Origin of the sequence: Bacillus pseudomycoides DSM 12442, assembly GCF_000161455.1 — a bacterium.
In the GTDB taxonomy this organism is placed as follows: Bacteria; Bacillota; Bacilli; order Bacillales; family Bacillaceae_G; genus Bacillus_A; species Bacillus_A pseudomycoides.
Genome location: NZ_CM000745.1, coordinates 1,557,542 through 1,573,820 on the forward strand (window position 1 = coordinate 1,557,542; position 16,279 = coordinate 1,573,820).

Here is a 16,279-nt window from a genome sequence, read left to right on the forward strand (position 1 = left end):
TTGAACATCTTCAATATTGCGATTATGCACATCAAAAGAGACTTTCGGGATATTAGAACATTAGTTTTTATGTTGGCATTCCCAATTGTGCTTATGCTTGTATTAGGAACAGCTTTAACGAATGCATTTAATGGGGAAGGCCAGTCTATTAAAGATATACAAGTATTATATAAAGATGAAGCAAGTAGTACGTTCTCTCAATCATTTGAAGCATTTGCGAAAGAAACAAGTAAATCGGGAATTCACTTTAAAAAAGCCTCAAATGAAATAGATGGCAAAGAAGAAGTGAAACAAAATAAATATGCCGGATATTTAGAAATGAATAAAGACGGTGTGAAATTATATGAGAGTGATCGAAATAGTGTTGAAGGAAGTATCATTGAAGGGATGCTTACGACATTTGTTGATAAGTACAATGTAGCAGTAGAAGTTGCGAAAGTGGATCTTAGTAAGGTTAGCACAGTTATCTCAAATGGAAATCATGATGATTATATAAAAGAAACATCTTTACAAGCTGCTAAAAAACCAAGTTCTATGGATTACTATGCAATTGTAATGACGACAATGATTGCTTTATATGCAGCGATGGGAGCAAGTTATTTAATTCGTGGAGAGCGACTTAGAAAAACGGGTGATCGCTTAATTGCGGCACCTGTTAGTAAAGCAGAAATTTTTATAGGAAAAATATTTGGTAGTCTTGTAGCAAATACGCTTTGTCTACTTCTCGTCGTTTTCTTTAGTAAATTTGTCTATAAGGCGAATTGGGGTGACCATCTTGGAGTAATCTTTCTTATTTTATTAACGGAAGTCTTGCTTGCAATTAGCTTTGGATTAGGAATTGGATATATTACAAAAACAGGAGAAGCATCTAAAGCGATTATTATGGTTGTTGTGCAATTAGCTTCTATTTTTGGAGGAGCATATTTCGTAGTTGAAGAAAATGTAGTTACGAATTTATCACCATTAACATGGGCGAATACAGCGATTATGAAAATTGTTTATGCAAATGACATAGGAGCTGCATTACCCGTTATCTTTTTAAATCTTGGTATTTCAGCACTCTTTTTATTGCTTGCGATTATCGCATTACGCAGACGGGAGGGGTTATAGTATGAATGATATTTTATGGCTTATACAAAAAACATTATCTGTGCTTTTGAAAAATAAAAAAGGATTACTAATTATTATGGGTTTACCAATAATAGGGTCTTTAATTTCTTTTTCGATATATGGAAATGTAGGGCAAGGGAAGTTAAATATTGGGGTTGTAAATAAAGAAAATCAGTATATAGCAAATGATACGGTGAAGTTTTTAGAGGGATTAAATCATGTGAAAGTGAGTAAGATTAAGGAATCAGAAGTAGAAGATAAGCTTACTTCGAAAAAACTTGATGGAGTAATTACGTTAAATAAAGGTTTTTCACAAAGTGTTCGAGATGGGAAACCGAGTCATATTGAGGTTGCATCGATAAAAGGTGATCAAGTAACAGGGTTTGTAAAATCATACTTGTATAATTATATTGATAATATAGTTGCTATTAGTAAAGTCGCACAAAATGATCAAAGTACGTTTGATAACATGTATGCGGGTTATCAAAAAAGTTCATTTAAAGTAAAAGCTGAGACGCTTCAAGATATTTCAAAAAATAAAGATATGACGAATCAAACTGTCGGTTATCTCATTATGTTTATGTTGTTTTCAGCGGTGAATTTATCAGAACTCATTTTAAAGGAAAAAGAGAATAGAACGTATTTTAGATTATTATCAACACCGATAGATGGGAAAAAATTTATATTATCTAACGTAGCTGTTAATATGATTGTTTTAGTCGTTCAAATTGTTGTCGCAGTGTTATTTCTGACGAACGTTTTTCATACGAATATCAATATGCCATTTATGGTCATGATTGGCGTACTGATGATATTTGCTTTAGTAGCAATTGGTATGTCACTAGCCATTGTATCTTTTGCGAAAAATGCAACTTCTGCAAATGCTATGCAAAATATTATAATAACACCAACGTGCTTACTTGCCGGATGCTTCTTTCCGTTTGAAATTATGCCAACATCCGTGCAAAAAATAGCTGATTTTCTCCCTCAACGTTGGTTATTAGATACGATAGGAAAATTACAACAAGGGACGCCATTTGCAGATTTATATTTAAACATTTTAATTTTGTTTGCTTTTGCAATTGCCTTCTTCTTAATTGCGATTTATAAGTTTGGTCGTAATAATGACGCGAGGAATTTTATGTAATAGGAAGGGATGCGGTATGGTGCCGCATCCCTTTTTGTATGTTTGTAATCTAAAGTATCTTTTCAAATTTACTTTATGGGATCCTGTTATGTGTTTTGCTAAATTAATGGTTTTTAATAAATAATTTTGAGCAGCGGTCTGAATTCGTTGTCGCCAATCATAAAAAGAGATAAAAAGATTTTTATTTCTTTCGTATCCCATGTTTTCTAACATCATGATGAAAGGCTCATATACAAACGCAGAGATTCCGAAATTCCAATCACCTGTGCTGGGAATAATTATATTGCTCATAGAGCCAAATAGTCCTGGGACAAAAACGATAGGTTTTTTTCTTGTATTGTTTTTCATAGCGTCCTCCTTTTTATTGAGCATTAAAATTAGATTTTGTTGAACACTATGTAATGAAAGTGAGTCTAAGCTAAAGGGGACTGACATGGCAAAAAAGATATTACGTATTATTTCTATTATCATTAGTGTAGTGATTTTTCTAGTTGTTTGGATGCATATTGATGTAACGCTAGGAAGGAAAGTGGAAGCTGATAAAAACCAACGGAAAGAGTATGCTCCTCGTTATAGTGATTTTCAATTATATGTAGAGGGAAAAACGCTATATCATCAGCTTTTTTCCGATATAAAAGAAGCGAAAGATTCTATCTTCACGTATTTCTATATCATTTCGAATGATAAAAGTAGCCATACTTTCTTAAATTTGTTAAAGGAAAAAGCAGAAGAAGGGGTACAAGTATACTTATCGGTTGATTGGATTAATGATTTATCTTTTGAAAGAAAATATAAAAATGAATTGCAGGCAAGTGGTGTTCATTTTACATACAGCAGGAAACCGGAGTTCCCATTCTTTTTTTATTCGCTCCATCATCGTAATCATCGCCGTATTACAACGATAGATGGGAAAATAGGGTATAGTGGTGGTTTTAATATAGGTAATGAATACTTAGGGAAAGATAAGCGCTTTGGATATTGGCGAGATTATCATGTGCGATTGCAGGGAGAAGGGGTAACGGATTTAGAGGAGCAGTTTGCGTTAGATTGGAAACGGGATACTTCAGAGGAAATTGCAAGAACAGCTCAATCTACTATTAAAGGAAAGACGTTACACACTATGTCTAGTTATAATGGACATAAAGTTGTTACGAAGTATATGGAATTAATAAAAGAAGCAAAGCGTTCTATCGTGATTGCCACGCCCTATTTTATACCGACAGATAAAGAACTTATGAATGCTTTAATTCAGGCACGAAAGCGGGGAGTATCGGTAAAAATACTTTGGTCTTACAAACCGGACGTTCCGCTTATTAAAGAAGCAGCCTACCCATATATTCGTCAGTCAATTGAAAATGGAATCACTGTATATGGATATAAAAAGGGGATGTTTCATGGGAAAGCAATGATACTCGACAACGAAACAACTGTGATTGGTACAACAAATTTCACTTCGCGTAGTTTTCATATTAATGATGAGATGGATTTTTATGTATATGGTGGCCCGATGATTCAACAAATAAATCAAGCGTTAACACAAGATTTTCAAGATTCAAAGGAGATAACTTCATCATTCTTTGCAAATTTATCATTTTTAGAGAAGTGTAAAGAAAAAATAGCATGGTTGGTTAATTATTATTTATAGGAATCATATAAATGAAAATTAAAATGCTTAGAGTTTATTCTCTGAGCATTTTAATTTTCATTGTAGTGTTTTCAATCCAAGTTTTCAAAAATTAAATGATCTATAAGTCTTTTTTTAAATAGTAATGTTTATAGTCTCTGCCGACATTATCAAGGACACCAAATTCTTGATAACCGTGCTTTTTATAAAAGTCTAATGCTTGAAAGCTTAAAGTATCCACTTTTATGAAATCACAATTCTTTTCTAAAGCTATTTGTTCGATTTCTAATAAAAGTTTAGTCCCATAACCTAGTTTGCGTATGTCTTCATCAATTATAAAAGTATGAATCTCTAACCAATTCCAGCAAATTTCACCTAATATTCCTCCGCGAACCTTGCTGTTTTCATCCTTAAGAAATAAATTAATCTCTTGGTATCTACCTCTTAAATCCACTGGGAAATACTTTAAATTATATTCATAAAGCCGATTGTTAACGTTGTTTTTATCAGTTCCATTTAATTCTTTCGTAATATGTAAATTCATTAATTTCTCCTCCTGCAATTTTTGTGAAATGATTTAGAATATAAAATGAATTACTTTTTCTTGAATACGTATCTTCATCATCTCAATATACTTATTTTAACATAAATATCCTAATATTCTGGTTATTGTTTTTTAAAACATCTATTGTGAATGTGTTGAAAGTAATACCATTCAGAGTGTTATTTTAATTGTTCAAACCATATAACAATTAAAAAGCGAGAATAAATTGTATGAAATTTCATACTCGAAACGTATTTTTTCATCAAAATATCTTTTGAAGGATAAACAAAGATGGTTGAGGAGGATGGAATTGAATCGTCAAACTATTATTCGTGAGATTGTAGAGCGTATATTCATGGTTAAATTAGATCATCCCTTAAGAGTCGGTGTTAGTGGTATAACAGCTTCTGGGAAAACAACATTTGCAAATGAGTTACAGAAAGAAATTCATTTGCAGGGAGGAAAAGCTGTTCGAACAAGTATAGATAATTTCCATAATCCAAGAATAGTTAGATATTCACAAGGTAAGGAATCGGCTAAAGGATATTATGAAGATGCTCATGATTATAAGGCATTTGCTGAGCGGTTATTGATTCCGTTAGGGCCTGGTGGTGATATGCGATATGATATGAGATCACATGATTTAGAAACGGATATGTATATTGAACCAGATCCCATACTTGCTTCAAAAGACATGGTATTTATAATTGATGGTACTCTTTTATTAAAAAAAGAGTTGCAACATTTATTTGATTATAAAATATTCGTAGAAACGGATTTTGAAATTGCGAGAGAACGTGGTTCGAGTCGAGAAGCAAAAAACTTTTGGAATAAAGAAAAGGCAGAGAGAATGTTTTTACAAAGGTATCACGCTGCTTGTCATATGTATATAGAAGAGCATGGACCGAAGGAATGTGCAGAGGTAGTTTTAATTAATAATGATATTGAAGCACCGAAGGTTTTATTTAAGAGTTTGTGATTGTAACAGTGATACTGATAACAGTTATTGGAAGGGCGTTTCATGAATTGTGTATAATTGGGGCACAGTTTTTTTATATTGTTATGATACTACTTTTTTAGAAAGAGTAAGGTGCGGAAAATACCGCACCTATTTTTAAAGTCAAAGTTGCAGTTTTTTTACTCTAGAAAAAGTCACTTTTCTTCTACGAGTTCCGTTAACTCATGATTAATTAATGTGCCAATATGCTCACCTAAGCATATTTTTTTCATAACTCCAGGTTCATCAAAATTAAAGATATGAGCTGGTAAATGGTAGTCGCGAGCAAGTAATAAGGCTGATTGATCCATCACTTTTATATTGTTTCGAACGACATCATTATAATTTAAATGACGATACATTTTTGCTGATTTATTTCGTTTTGGGTCACTTGTAAAAACACCGTCTACACCTTGTTTTGCAACTAAAATGGCATCGCTATTCATTTCGATTGCTCGCTGGACACTCGGATAATCTGTCGTAACGAACGGTTGCCCATTCCCGCCGCCAAAGATAACGATATACCCTTTATCTAAATGATGAACAGCCCGTAAACGGATGTAGGGTTCTGCCACGGCTGTAAAGGGGATAGATGTCATAACGCGTACTTCTTTATCTGTCTTACTTGTTAATACACCGCGCAGCATGAGACTATTAATAATTGTACCTAATGTCCCTATATTGTCTGCTTCAACGCGATCAATCCCCCATTCTTCAGCTAAGTTTCCTCTGAAAATGTTTCCTCCACCAACGACAAGAGAAACTTCAATACCTAAATCGACGATTGATAAAATCTCCGTTGCGATATGTTCTAAACGTTTGGAACCGAAACTATTTCCATCTTGATCAGCTAAAGCACCACCACTTAATTTAATTAGAACACGTTTGTATGGTTTCATGGATTTTCCCTCCTATACATATGGCAATAAAAAAGGAGCAGAGGCGAATGCCTTTGCTCCTTTACGAGAAAATGAAATAGAAAAAGGAAGAGCTATAATGAGATCTTTTGTATGATTCTTCATAATATCAACTCCTTTTCATCTCATTTACGTTCAAATAAACTTACTTTTCAGATTATATAAAATAATTTGGTGTTTTATCAATGTTATTTTCATTTTTTTATCTTCAAAGGGTGTCAATGAATATTTAAAGAAAAAAATTCAAATTTTTTGTGACGAATCTGTAGTTTTTTGTCTGATTTTGTAGGTTCGCCTATATTATGTGAGTAAGCTTTTGTAAATACAAATTGAAAGCGTTCGCATGAAGGGATGAAAATATATGAAAAAATTCGGATTAGCAACACAGATTTTTGTTGCACTTGTCTTAGGGATTGTAGTAGGGGCAATCTTTTATGGCAATAAAACAGCAATTTCTTATATCACACCAATTGGGGATATATTTATCCATTTAATTAAAATGATTGTAGTACCGATCGTTATTTCAGCGCTGATTGTTGCAGTAGCTGGTGTAGGGGATATGAAAAAGCTCGGAAAATTAGGCGGTAAGACGATTCTCTATTTTGAAATTATCACAACAATCGCGATCTTAATGGGATTAATCGCAGCAAACGTGTTCCATCCAGGAACGGGTGTTGATATGAATAACTTACAGCAAAGTGATATTTCATCATATAAACAGACGGCTGATGCAACAGAGAAAAAAGGTTTTGCAGAAACGATTGTTCACATCGTACCAAAGAACGTATTTGAATCAATTGCACAAGGAGACTTATTACCGATTATTTTCTTCTCTGTGTTATTTGGTTTAGGAGTTGCAGCAATTGGGGAAAAAGGAAAACCGGTGTTTAATTTCTTTGAAGGTGTGCTCGAAGCGATGTTTTGGGTTACAAATCAGGTTATGAAGTTTGCGCCATTTGGTGTATTTGCACTGATTGCTGTTACGGTTGCAAAATTTGGTGTGGCAACACTACTTCCTTTAGGAAAATTAGTGCTAGCTGTGTATGTAACTGTTATACTATTTGTTATTGTTGTATTAGGTATTAATGCACGAATGGTAGGGATAAACATTTTTACATTAATGAAAGTTTTAAAAGAAGAACTTATTCTTTCGTTTACAACAGCAAGTTCAGAAGCTGTTTTACCTAATATAATGAGAAAAATGGAAGAGTTCGGTTGTCCGAAGGCAGTTGCTTCTTTCGTTATTCCAACAGGGTATACATTTAATTTAACTGGTTCGGCTATTTACCAAGCATTAGCAGCATTGTTCGTCGCTCAAATGTATGGAGTGCACATGCCATTAACGCAGCAGATTACATTGTTATTTGTTCTCATGCTGACGTCAAAAGGAATGGCAGGAGTTCCAGGTGCTTCATTTGTTGTTGTATTAGCAACATTAGGTTCAATGGGATTACCGTTAGAAGGTATCGCGTTAATTGCTGGTATCGACCGCATTTTAGATATGATTCGCTCATCTGTCAATGTATTAGGGAATGCATTAGCGGCCATCGTGATGTCGAAGTGGGAAGGCGAATTTGATCATGAGAAAGCGAAACAATATGTAGAAACAGTCAAACAAACAGAAGCAGCATAAGAAATAGATGAGGAGTGAGTAATAGTGGCAACATTAACTGAAACTACAAAAAATGTACGAATTGAAAAAGATTTTTTAGGTGAAAAAGAAGTGCCAACGCATGCTTATTATGGAGTTCAAACGATGCGTGCTGTAGAAAACTTTCCAATTACAGGGTATAAAATCCATGAAGGTTTAATTAAAGCTTTAGCAATTGTAAAAAAAGCAGCCGCGCTGGCGAACACTGATGTAGGAAGATTGGAACTGAAAAAAGGTGGCGCAATTGCCGAAGCAGCACAAGAGATTCTTGAAGGGAAATGGCATGATCATTTTATCGTGGATCCGATTCAAGGCGGAGCAGGAACTTCTATGAATATGAATGCGAATGAAGTCATTGCCAATCGTGCCCTTGAATTATTAGAAATGGAAAAGGGAGACTATCATTATATTAGTCCAAATAGCCACGTGAATATGGCACAATCAACAAATGATGCATTTCCAACAGCAATTCATATTGCGACATTAAATGCACTAGAAGTGTTACTACAAACAATGGGCTATATGCATGATGTATTCGAATTAAAAGCAGAGCAATTTGACCATGTGATTAAAATGGGGCGCACACATTTACAAGATGCTGTACCAATTCGTCTTGGACAAGAATTTAAAGCATATGCTCGTGTAATTGGGCGTGATATGAAACGAATTCAGCAATCCCGTCAACATTTATATGAAGTAAATATGGGAGCAACAGCAGTTGGTACAGGATTAAATGCGGATCCTGAGTATATTGAAGCGGTGGTAAAACATTTAGCTTCAATTAGTGAACTACCTCTTGTTGGAGCGGAAGATTTAGTAGATGCAACGCAAAATACAGATGCATATACGGAAGTATCAGCTGCACTGAAAGTATGTATGATGAACATGTCCAAAATCGCGAATGATTTACGCTTAATGGCATCTGGTCCACGTGTTGGACTTGCAGAAATTATGCTTCCAGCTCGTCAACCAGGTTCATCTATTATGCCAGGGAAAGTAAACCCTGTTATGCCAGAAGTGATTAATCAAATCGCGTTCCAAGTAATCGGTAATGATCATACGATTTGTCTTGCGTCAGAGGCGGGTCAATTAGAGCTAAACGTTATGGAGCCAGTACTTGTTTTCAACTTACTTCAATCGATTAGTATTATGAATAACGGTTTCCGTGCCTTTACAGATAATTGTCTAAAAGGAATTGAAGCAAATGAAGGACACTTGAAAGAATATGTTGAGAAAAGTGTAGGAATTATTACGGCAGTGAATCCACATATTGGTTATGAAGCAGCGGCTCGCGTTGCTAAAGAAGCAATTGCGACAGGGCAATCTGTTAGGGAGCTTTGCTTAAAAAATGGTGTGCTGTCACAAGAAGAGTTAGATTTAATTTTAGATCCATATGAAATGACACATCCGGGGATTGCGGGAGCAACTCTTTTAAAGAAAAATTAAAAGAGGAGGGGACATTCCCCTCTTTTTTGTTTACAATATAGAAATGGCATATATAAATAAAGGTAGGGATGGTATGAGTAAATTTACAGTTACCTCTAATGGTGTATTAGAAACGACATTAAGAGGAGTAGAAGTATTAGCTACACCACTTTTAAATAAAGGGGTTGCTTTTACAGAAGAAGAAAGAGAAGAACTAGGGCTAAAAGGGTTATTACCACCTGCGGTATTAACATTGGATGAACAAGCACGCCGTGCGTATGAACAGTTTTGTTCACAGCCAGACGATTTATTAAAAAACGTATATTTAACAGCACTCCATGATCGTAATGAAGTGTTATTTTATCGTTTACTTACAGATCATTTACGTGAGATGCTTCCAATTGTGTACACGCCAACTGTTGGTGTAGCCATTCAAAGATATAGTCATGAGTATCGTAAACCACGTGGAGTGTATTTATCCATAAATGATCCTTCTGGCATAGAAGAAGCGTTTTCTAACATTGGTGCAACAGCTGAAAATATTGATTTAGTTGTTGTAACAGATGGTGAAGGAATATTAGGAATTGGTGACTGGGGTGTTGGTGGTATTAATATTGCTATTGGGAAGTTAGCAGTTTATACAGCAGCAGTTGGAATCGATCCTAGTCGTGTATTACCTGTTATTTTAGATGTTGGTACGAACCGTGAGGATCTTTTAAGTAATCCGTTTTATATTGGAAACCGTCATCCTCGTATAACTGGCGAGGCCTATGATACATTTATCGATACATTTGTAAAAGCTGTATGTAACAAGTTTCCAAAAGCATTGTTGCACTGGGAAGACTTTAGCTCACGCAATGCACGTAAAATTTTAGACAAATATCGTGATCATGTATGTACATTTAATGATGATATTCAAGGAACTGGTGCAGTTTCACTTGCAGCTGTATTATCAGCAGTGAAAACTTCAGGTGTCCCACTTTGTGAACACCGAGTTGTTGTCTTTGGAGCTGGTACAGCTGGAATTGGAATCGCTGATCAAGTGCGAGATGCGATGGTTCGTGCTGGGCTATCAGAGAAAGAAGCAAACGAGCGCTTCTGGTGTATTGACCGTAATGGTTTACTTACAGATAATATGGAAGGTCTTCTTGATTTCCAACTCCCATATACACGTATGGAATCTGAAGTGAACGAATGGAAGCAAAGTGAAACGGTTGGGCTTGCAGAAGTTGTGAAACATGTACAACCAACAATTTTAATTGGTACATCAACAGTAGCTGGTGCATTTACAGAAGAAATTGTAAAAGAAATGGCTTCTCATGTAGAACGACCAATTATTTTACCAATGTCGAATCCAACACCGCTTGCAGAAGCAAAACCGGTAGATTTAATACATTGGACAGAAGGACGGGCACTTGTGGCAACTGGAAGCCCATTTGAGCCAGTTACATATGATGGTGTTACGTATGTAATCGGACAATCAAATAATGCGCTTATCTTCCCAGGGCTTGGTCTTGGAACAATTGTTGTTCGTGCGAGTGTAATGACAGATGGTATGTTTGCAGCAGCAGCAGAAGCAGTGGCAAGCATGGTAGATACAAGTCAACCAGGAGCACCTATTCTTCCGGAGGTAGAAGAACTACGTAACATCTCAGAGATAGTAGCAATTGAAGTAGCTAAAGCAGCAGTTGCTGAAGGGGTTACTCGTGAGGAATTCAGTGATAACGATATCAGAGAAGCTGTTAAAGAGGCAATGTGGCAACCTGAATATCGCCAAGTAAAAGCAGCTAAACAGGTAACAATATAGAAATAAAGCCCGTTTATATTATAAGCGGGCTTTCCTTGTTCAATTTTTGAAAAATATATTTCATAAATAGGAAGTGGCATCTTTGAATTGGAATCAATTGTGGAAGAAAGATATGTCCCTTTTAATTATTTTAATATTAATTGTTCCAATTGCCGGAGAATTAAATTTTCATCCGTTTAATGATACCTTTCGTGTAAGTTTTGGGACGCCAATCTTTTTCTTTTTATTGTTATTTTTACGTAAAATACCAGCGGCAGTAGCCGGTGTATTCGTCGGGTTATCGGTGGTAGGAGTTCGGATTTGTCTTGATTGGATGCTACAAGGGTCTTTTCATATAACTGATTCTTTTTATTTGCGTTATCCAGTGTTCTTTTATTATTTTGTGTATGGAAGTCTTTTTTCATTATGTAGAGTGAATAAATTTCATCAGAAACCATTTATAATAGGGTGCCTTGGGATTACAATTGAGATTATAGCAAGTATGTCAGAACTTACTTTTTATCATGTTTTAGTGCTTGGTACAACAATTACGATTTCTGAAATAAATAAATTGATTATTATCGCTGTTTTTCGAAGCTTCTTTGCCCTTGGTTTCTTAAATATGATGAGTCTATATGAAACGAAATTAAAGGAAGCACAAGTCCGGAAAGAAAATGAAAAAATGTTAATGCATCTTTCTAACTTATATGTGGAATCTGTTCATTTAAAAAAGACACTTCAAAATGCAGAATTAATTACACAAGAAGCATATCAATTATATCGAAATTTACAAGCTAGTAATGATGCAGGTGGCATAGAAATACATAGTAAAAAAGTATTAAAAATTGCTGGGGAAGTACACGAAATAAAAAAAGACAATCAAAGAATTTTTGCGGGGTTATCAAAGCTTTTATTAGATAAAAATCTTTCTGAATACATAGAAGGTCATGAGTTGACAGAAATGATTGTCAGGATAAATGAGAAGTACGCCCAGCTATTAGGGAAAGAGATAACATTTTCTAAAAACATAGAAGGTGAGCATGAGGAATATCATGTTTATACTGTATTGTCGATATTAAATAATTTAGTGGCAAATGCTGTTGAAGCAATTGAGAACACTGGTACAATTATAATAAAGACATATAAACAAGAAAGAAATATAATGTTTGAAGTAATAGATGATGGTCCCGGTATTTCACCAAAATATAAAAAACTCGTATTTAAACCAGGTTTTACGTCGAAGTATGATCAAACAGGTACACCATCTACAGGAATTGGTCTTTCTTATATAAAAGAGATGGTTACAGAACTTGGGGGAGAAGTGAATCTGCAATGCAGGGAGAGCGGCAGAGGATGCAAGTTTATTGTCCGTTTACCAGAGTCTAGTTTAACGCGAGAGGGGGAATAGAGTGTTTTATTATATCGTAGATGATGATGAAGTATTCCGCTCTATGCTATCACAAATTATTGAAGATGGTGATCTTGGAGAAGTAGTGGGAGAAGCGGAAGATGGTGCTTTTGTTGAAGTAGATCAGTTGAATTTTAAAAAGGTAGATATTTTATTTATTGATTTATTAATGCCAATTCGCGATGGCATTGAAACAGTACGTCATATTGCACCGTCGTTTACAGGAAAAATAATTATGATTTCTCAAGTTGAGTCGAAACAATTAATTGGAGAAGCGTATTCTCTAGGTGTTGAATATTATATTACAAAACCATTAAATAAAATTGAGGTTGTATCTGTTGTGCGAAAAGTGATGGATCGTATTCGTCTGGAGCGATCTATACAAGATATTCAAAAATCACTGAATAACGTCTTTCAATGGGAACAACCGCAGGTGCGAAATGAACCGTTGCTAGAAGAGAAGAAGATAATGGACTCAGGTCGCTATTTATTATCAGAACTTGGTATTGCTGGAGAGAATGGAAGTAAAGATTTACTTAGTATGTTGGAATATTTATTGGGACAAGAAAAGGAAAAAACATTTGAATATGGTTTTCCAGCATTGAAAGATATTTTTCACTATATTACGGTCAAAAAATTAGGTGGTGCAGCCTCAGAAACGGAAATTGATAAAGAAAGAAAAGCTTCAGAACAAAGGGTGCGCCGAGCGATTTATCAGTCATTAAATCATTTGGCCTCTCTGGGTTTAACTGATTTTTCAAACCCTAAATTTGAAAGCTACGCTCCGAAATTTTTTGATTTTACCATTGTTCGTAAACGTATGACAGAAATGACGAAGGAAGAACTAGCAACTTCCGGGCATACGAGAATTAATACGAAGAAGTTTATTCAAGTGTTGTATTTTGAGGCGAAAAGGTTGATGGAGGTAGAATAGAAAAGAGGATGCTTACAAATGAGCGTCCTTTTTTCTATGATTAAAATTTTGAATATTATCCATTTAATAGTAATAAAAGGGTGTAATTGAATATAAATTTATTTTGGTGTTTCTGTCTATTTAACAACACCTGGTGCGAAGTTAATCATTTGGATATTTGGCTTTTTTACGCTACTATATCTTGGATATGAAAGTATAAAAGATGCTTCTAAGCAGGTGGAGAGTAAAGGGAATGGAGAAAGAGAACACCCAATGAAATCATTTGCTTCAGGATTTTTAATTGCAATTTCTAATCCACTTAATATTATATTTTGGATTGGCATTTACGGAGCTGTCTTAACAAGTGCGATTGGTGCAGTAGGCAAAGAACAAGCGTTATTGTACAGCATTACAATATTTGTTGGGATTATGATTTGGGACTTATTTATGGCGACTTCTATTCATTTTGGAAGAAGATTTGTAAATAACCGTATGATGAAATGGATTTCTATTTTTGCGGGAATTGTTTTAGTTGGGTTTGGATATGAAGCAATTAAAGGGGGGGGGATCTCATATAAGAGAAGGATAGCCAAGGAAGAAAATAATTATGCCTTAGCTATCCTTTTAAAAATATAATTAGAGTATGTCTTTTTTGGAATGGCAAAAGCCACCTTTTCTATTATTTATTTTATCATTCGTATCTTCCACTTTTCCAGGTGAATGCACTTTTTGTATCTTAGAGTGATCCACATATTCATCTGAAAACTCCATAGCATATTTATCACGATGATGTATGTTAGATGACGGACGTAAATCTTCATCTTCATGTAAAACCATTCTTTTCATGTAAATATGAAAAAATATTTATTCGGCTATAAATCAGAATAATCTTTAGTTAGATAGGTTAATCATAAAAAAGAATTCCATATTTCTTCGAATATATTTGAATGTTTTCCCAAAGGGGGATTAACTTTGAGCACAGTAGAAAATGCACTATCCATTTTTGCTTTAGGTGGAGTAAATGAAATAGGGAAAAATATGTATGCTATACAATATTCAAATGATATTGTGGTAATTGATTGCGGTTCTAAGTTTCCAGATGAAAGTTTATTAGGAATTGATCTGATTATCCCGGATACTACATACTTGCAAGAAAATAAGGATAAAATTCGCGGTTTAGTTGTTACACATGGACACGAAGATCATATTGGCGGTATCCCGTATCTATTAAAACAATTGAATGTACCAATTTATGCAACAAAATTAACAATCGGTTTAATTGGAATTAAATTAAAAGAACATGGGCTTCAAAATTTAACGCAATTATTTGTTATTGATTCTGAATCGGTTATTGAATTTGGTTCAATAAGCTTGACGTTTTTTAAAACGAATCACAGTATTCCTGACTGCCTTGGTATTGCTTTTTATACACCAGAAGGTACTGTAGTACATACAGGCGACTTCAAATTTGATTTGACTCCTGTAAATAATCAATACCCAGATATTCATAAAATGGCTAAAATCGGAAGTGGTGGCGTTTTAGCTCTGCTCTCTGAAAGTACGAATGCAGAACGCCCTGGATTTACTCCATCAGAACGATCTGTAGGTGAGCGCATTGAAGAAGCGTTCATCAAAGCTCGTAGAAAAGTCATTGTTTCTACATTTGCTTCTAATGTTAATCGCGTACAGCAAGTGGTAGATGCGGCTATAAAAACGAATAGAAAGCTTGCTTTGCTTGGGAGGAGTATGGTTAATGTAGTGTCTGTTGCTTTAGAACAAGGTTATTTGAATATTCCTGAGGGAATGTTAATAGAAGCAAATGAGATCAATCAAATGGACCCAGAAAGGGTAGCTATTCTTTGTACTGGAAGTCAAGGTGAACCTATGGCTGCTTTATCCCGTTTAGCCAGTGGAAACTATCGACAGGTAGATATCCTATCTGAAGATACTGTCATTTTAGCCGCAACTCCTATCCCAGGAAATGAACGTAATGTTTCACGTATTATAGATAATTTATTTTTATTGGGAGCCAATGTTATTTATGGATCGGGCAGTTCAACGGGAATGCATGTTTCTGGACATGCCTATCAAGAAGAATTAAAATTAATGCTTACTTTAATGAAACCTAAATATTTCATTCCTATTCATGGTGAATTTAGAATGTTACATCATCATAGTCTATTAGCAGAGTCCGTTGGTGTTAAGAAAGAGAATATTTATGTTATTAGTAATGGTGATGTTGTTGATATAAAGAATCAAGTCGCTTGGAAATCCAGACGAATACCTGCAGGAAATATATACGTAGATGGATTGGGTATTGGAGATGTTGGAAACGCAATCTTACGCGATCGTAAACAGCTTTCTGAAGATGGTATGCTTGTTATAGTTATCACACTTAGTAAAACAGAAGGGAAAATTATTTCTGGTCCGGATATGATTTCTCGTGGATTTGTATATGTTCGTGATTCGGAAGAATTTTTGCAGAGGATTAACCAATTGGTTGTAACAACCATTAACAATTTACAAAAAGAAAATGTTAGTCAATGGAATGTTCTTAAGAAAGAAATAAGAGAAGTACTTGGACAGTTTGTATACTCACATACAAAAAGAAAACCAATGATTCTTCCTATAATAATTGAAGTTTAAACGGACTGTTTTAAGTAATTGCTGTTTGATATTACTGTGTATACATGTAAAATGTTGTATAAGAGTAGATAAAAAACATTAGAAATGTTTGTATTCTAATGTTTTTTTTAT

The 16,279-nt window shown here is 34.7% G+C and carries 12 protein-coding genes and 3 pseudogenes; 11 read left to right on the plus strand and 4 right to left on the minus strand.

The window, feature by feature from the left end; all coding sequences use genetic code 11:
- Together BPMYX0001_RS07810 and BPMYX0001_RS07815 are read left to right on the plus strand one after the other, a co-directional pair.
- A complete protein-coding gene (locus tag BPMYX0001_RS07810) occupies window positions 1-1,110 on the plus strand; it encodes an ABC transporter permease (RefSeq protein ID WP_018782469.1) in 1,110 nt (369 codons plus the stop codon).
- 1 nt (window position 1,111) lies between these two features.
- Complete coding sequence (locus BPMYX0001_RS07815; protein WP_006094411.1) at window positions 1,112-2,257, plus strand: ABC transporter permease; 1,146 nt, start codon at window positions 1,112-1,114, stop codon at window positions 2,255-2,257.
- Between the two features lie 63 nt (window positions 2,258-2,320).
- Here the strand turns inward: BPMYX0001_RS07815 and BPMYX0001_RS30455 are convergent.
- Window positions 2,321-2,605 (minus strand): annotated as a pseudogene (locus BPMYX0001_RS30455) (lipase/acyltransferase domain-containing protein); the annotation flags it as partial.
- An 85-nt stretch (window positions 2,606-2,690) separates the two neighbouring features.
- On the opposite strand from BPMYX0001_RS30455, the gene cls reads away from it, so the two are divergent.
- On the plus strand, window positions 2,691-3,902 hold the full coding sequence (cls, locus tag BPMYX0001_RS07820) for a cardiolipin synthase (protein WP_006094412.1): 1,212 nt from the start codon (window positions 2,691-2,693) through the stop codon (window positions 3,900-3,902).
- 100 nt (window positions 3,903-4,002) lie between these two features.
- On the opposite strand, the gene BPMYX0001_RS07825 is transcribed toward cls, so the two are convergent.
- A complete protein-coding gene (locus BPMYX0001_RS07825) occupies window positions 4,003-4,425 on the minus strand; it encodes a GNAT family N-acetyltransferase (protein WP_003196672.1) in 423 nt (140 codons plus the stop codon).
- Between the two features lie 310 nt (window positions 4,426-4,735).
- Here BPMYX0001_RS07825 and BPMYX0001_RS07830 point away from each other — a divergent pair, with 310 nt between their 5' ends.
- Window positions 4,736-5,404, plus strand: coding sequence for a nucleoside/nucleotide kinase family protein (locus BPMYX0001_RS07830; protein WP_033798795.1), 669 nt, complete (start codon window positions 4,736-4,738; stop codon window positions 5,402-5,404).
- 173 nt (window positions 5,405-5,577) lie between these two features.
- Here BPMYX0001_RS07830 and pyrH read toward each other — a convergent pair whose 3' ends face one another.
- Window positions 5,578-6,321: a UMP kinase gene (gene pyrH, locus BPMYX0001_RS07835; RefSeq protein WP_003196676.1), complete on the minus strand. Its 744-nt coding sequence runs from the start codon at window positions 6,319-6,321 to the stop codon at window positions 5,578-5,580.
- 379 nt (window positions 6,322-6,700) lie between these two features.
- On the opposite strand from pyrH, the gene BPMYX0001_RS07840 reads away from it, so the two are divergent.
- The 6 genes and pseudogenes from BPMYX0001_RS07840 to BPMYX0001_RS07865 form a co-directional block, all read left to right on the plus strand.
- Window positions 6,701-7,972: a cation:dicarboxylate symporter family transporter gene (locus BPMYX0001_RS07840; protein WP_003196680.1), complete on the plus strand. Its 1,272-nt coding sequence runs from the start codon at window positions 6,701-6,703 to the stop codon at window positions 7,970-7,972.
- A 24-nt stretch (window positions 7,973-7,996) separates the two neighbouring features.
- Window positions 7,997-9,436, plus strand: a complete 1,440-nt coding sequence (aspA, locus tag BPMYX0001_RS07845) for an aspartate ammonia-lyase (protein WP_003196682.1) — start codon at window positions 7,997-7,999, stop codon at window positions 9,434-9,436.
- A 52-nt stretch (window positions 9,437-9,488) separates the two neighbouring features.
- The gene (gene malS / locus BPMYX0001_RS07850) at window positions 9,489-11,222 is read left to right on the plus strand and encodes an oxaloacetate-decarboxylating malate dehydrogenase (RefSeq protein ID WP_097814825.1); all 1,734 of its coding nucleotides are present in this window, start codon (window positions 9,489-9,491) and stop codon (window positions 11,220-11,222) included.
- A 73-nt stretch (window positions 11,223-11,295) separates the two neighbouring features.
- A complete protein-coding gene (locus BPMYX0001_RS07855) occupies window positions 11,296-12,609 on the plus strand; it encodes an ATP-binding protein (protein WP_006094415.1) in 1,314 nt (437 codons plus the stop codon).
- A 1-nt stretch (window position 12,610) separates the two neighbouring features.
- Window positions 12,611-13,543, plus strand: coding sequence for a response regulator (locus tag BPMYX0001_RS07860; protein ID WP_003196687.1), 933 nt, complete (start codon window positions 12,611-12,613; stop codon window positions 13,541-13,543).
- A 96-nt stretch (window positions 13,544-13,639) separates the two neighbouring features.
- Window positions 13,640-14,083, plus strand: a pseudogene (locus tag BPMYX0001_RS07865) (LysE family translocator); the annotation flags it as partial.
- 75 nt (window positions 14,084-14,158) lie between these two features.
- Here BPMYX0001_RS07865 and BPMYX0001_RS34690 read toward each other — a convergent pair.
- Window positions 14,159-14,386, minus strand: a pseudogene (locus BPMYX0001_RS34690) (hypothetical protein); the annotation flags it as partial.
- A gap of 108 nt (window positions 14,387-14,494) precedes the next feature.
- On the opposite strand from BPMYX0001_RS34690, the gene BPMYX0001_RS07875 reads away from it, so the two are divergent.
- Window positions 14,495-16,168, plus strand: a complete 1,674-nt coding sequence (locus BPMYX0001_RS07875) for a ribonuclease J (protein WP_006094418.1) — start codon at window positions 14,495-14,497, stop codon at window positions 16,166-16,168.
- Window positions 16,169-16,279 lie beyond the last annotated feature (111 nt).

Excerpts from the sequence above, each read along its gene's own strand:
- BPMYX0001_RS07840 (WP_003196680.1), top strand. The coding sequence starts at position 6,701 with ATGAAAAAATTCGGATTAGCAACACAGATTTTTGTTGCACTTGTCTTA.
- cls (WP_006094412.1), top strand. The coding sequence starts at position 2,691 with ATGGCAAAAAAGATATTACGTATTATTTCTATTATCATTAGTGTAGTG.
- pyrH (WP_003196676.1), bottom strand. The coding sequence starts at position 6,321 with ATGAAACCATACAAACGTGTTCTAATTAAATTAAGTGGTGGTGCTTTA.
- BPMYX0001_RS07825 (WP_003196672.1), bottom strand. The coding sequence starts at position 4,425 with ATGAATTTACATATTACGAAAGAATTAAATGGAACTGATAAAAACAAC.
- BPMYX0001_RS07815 (WP_006094411.1), top strand. The coding sequence starts at position 1,112 with ATGAATGATATTTTATGGCTTATACAAAAAACATTATCTGTGCTTTTG.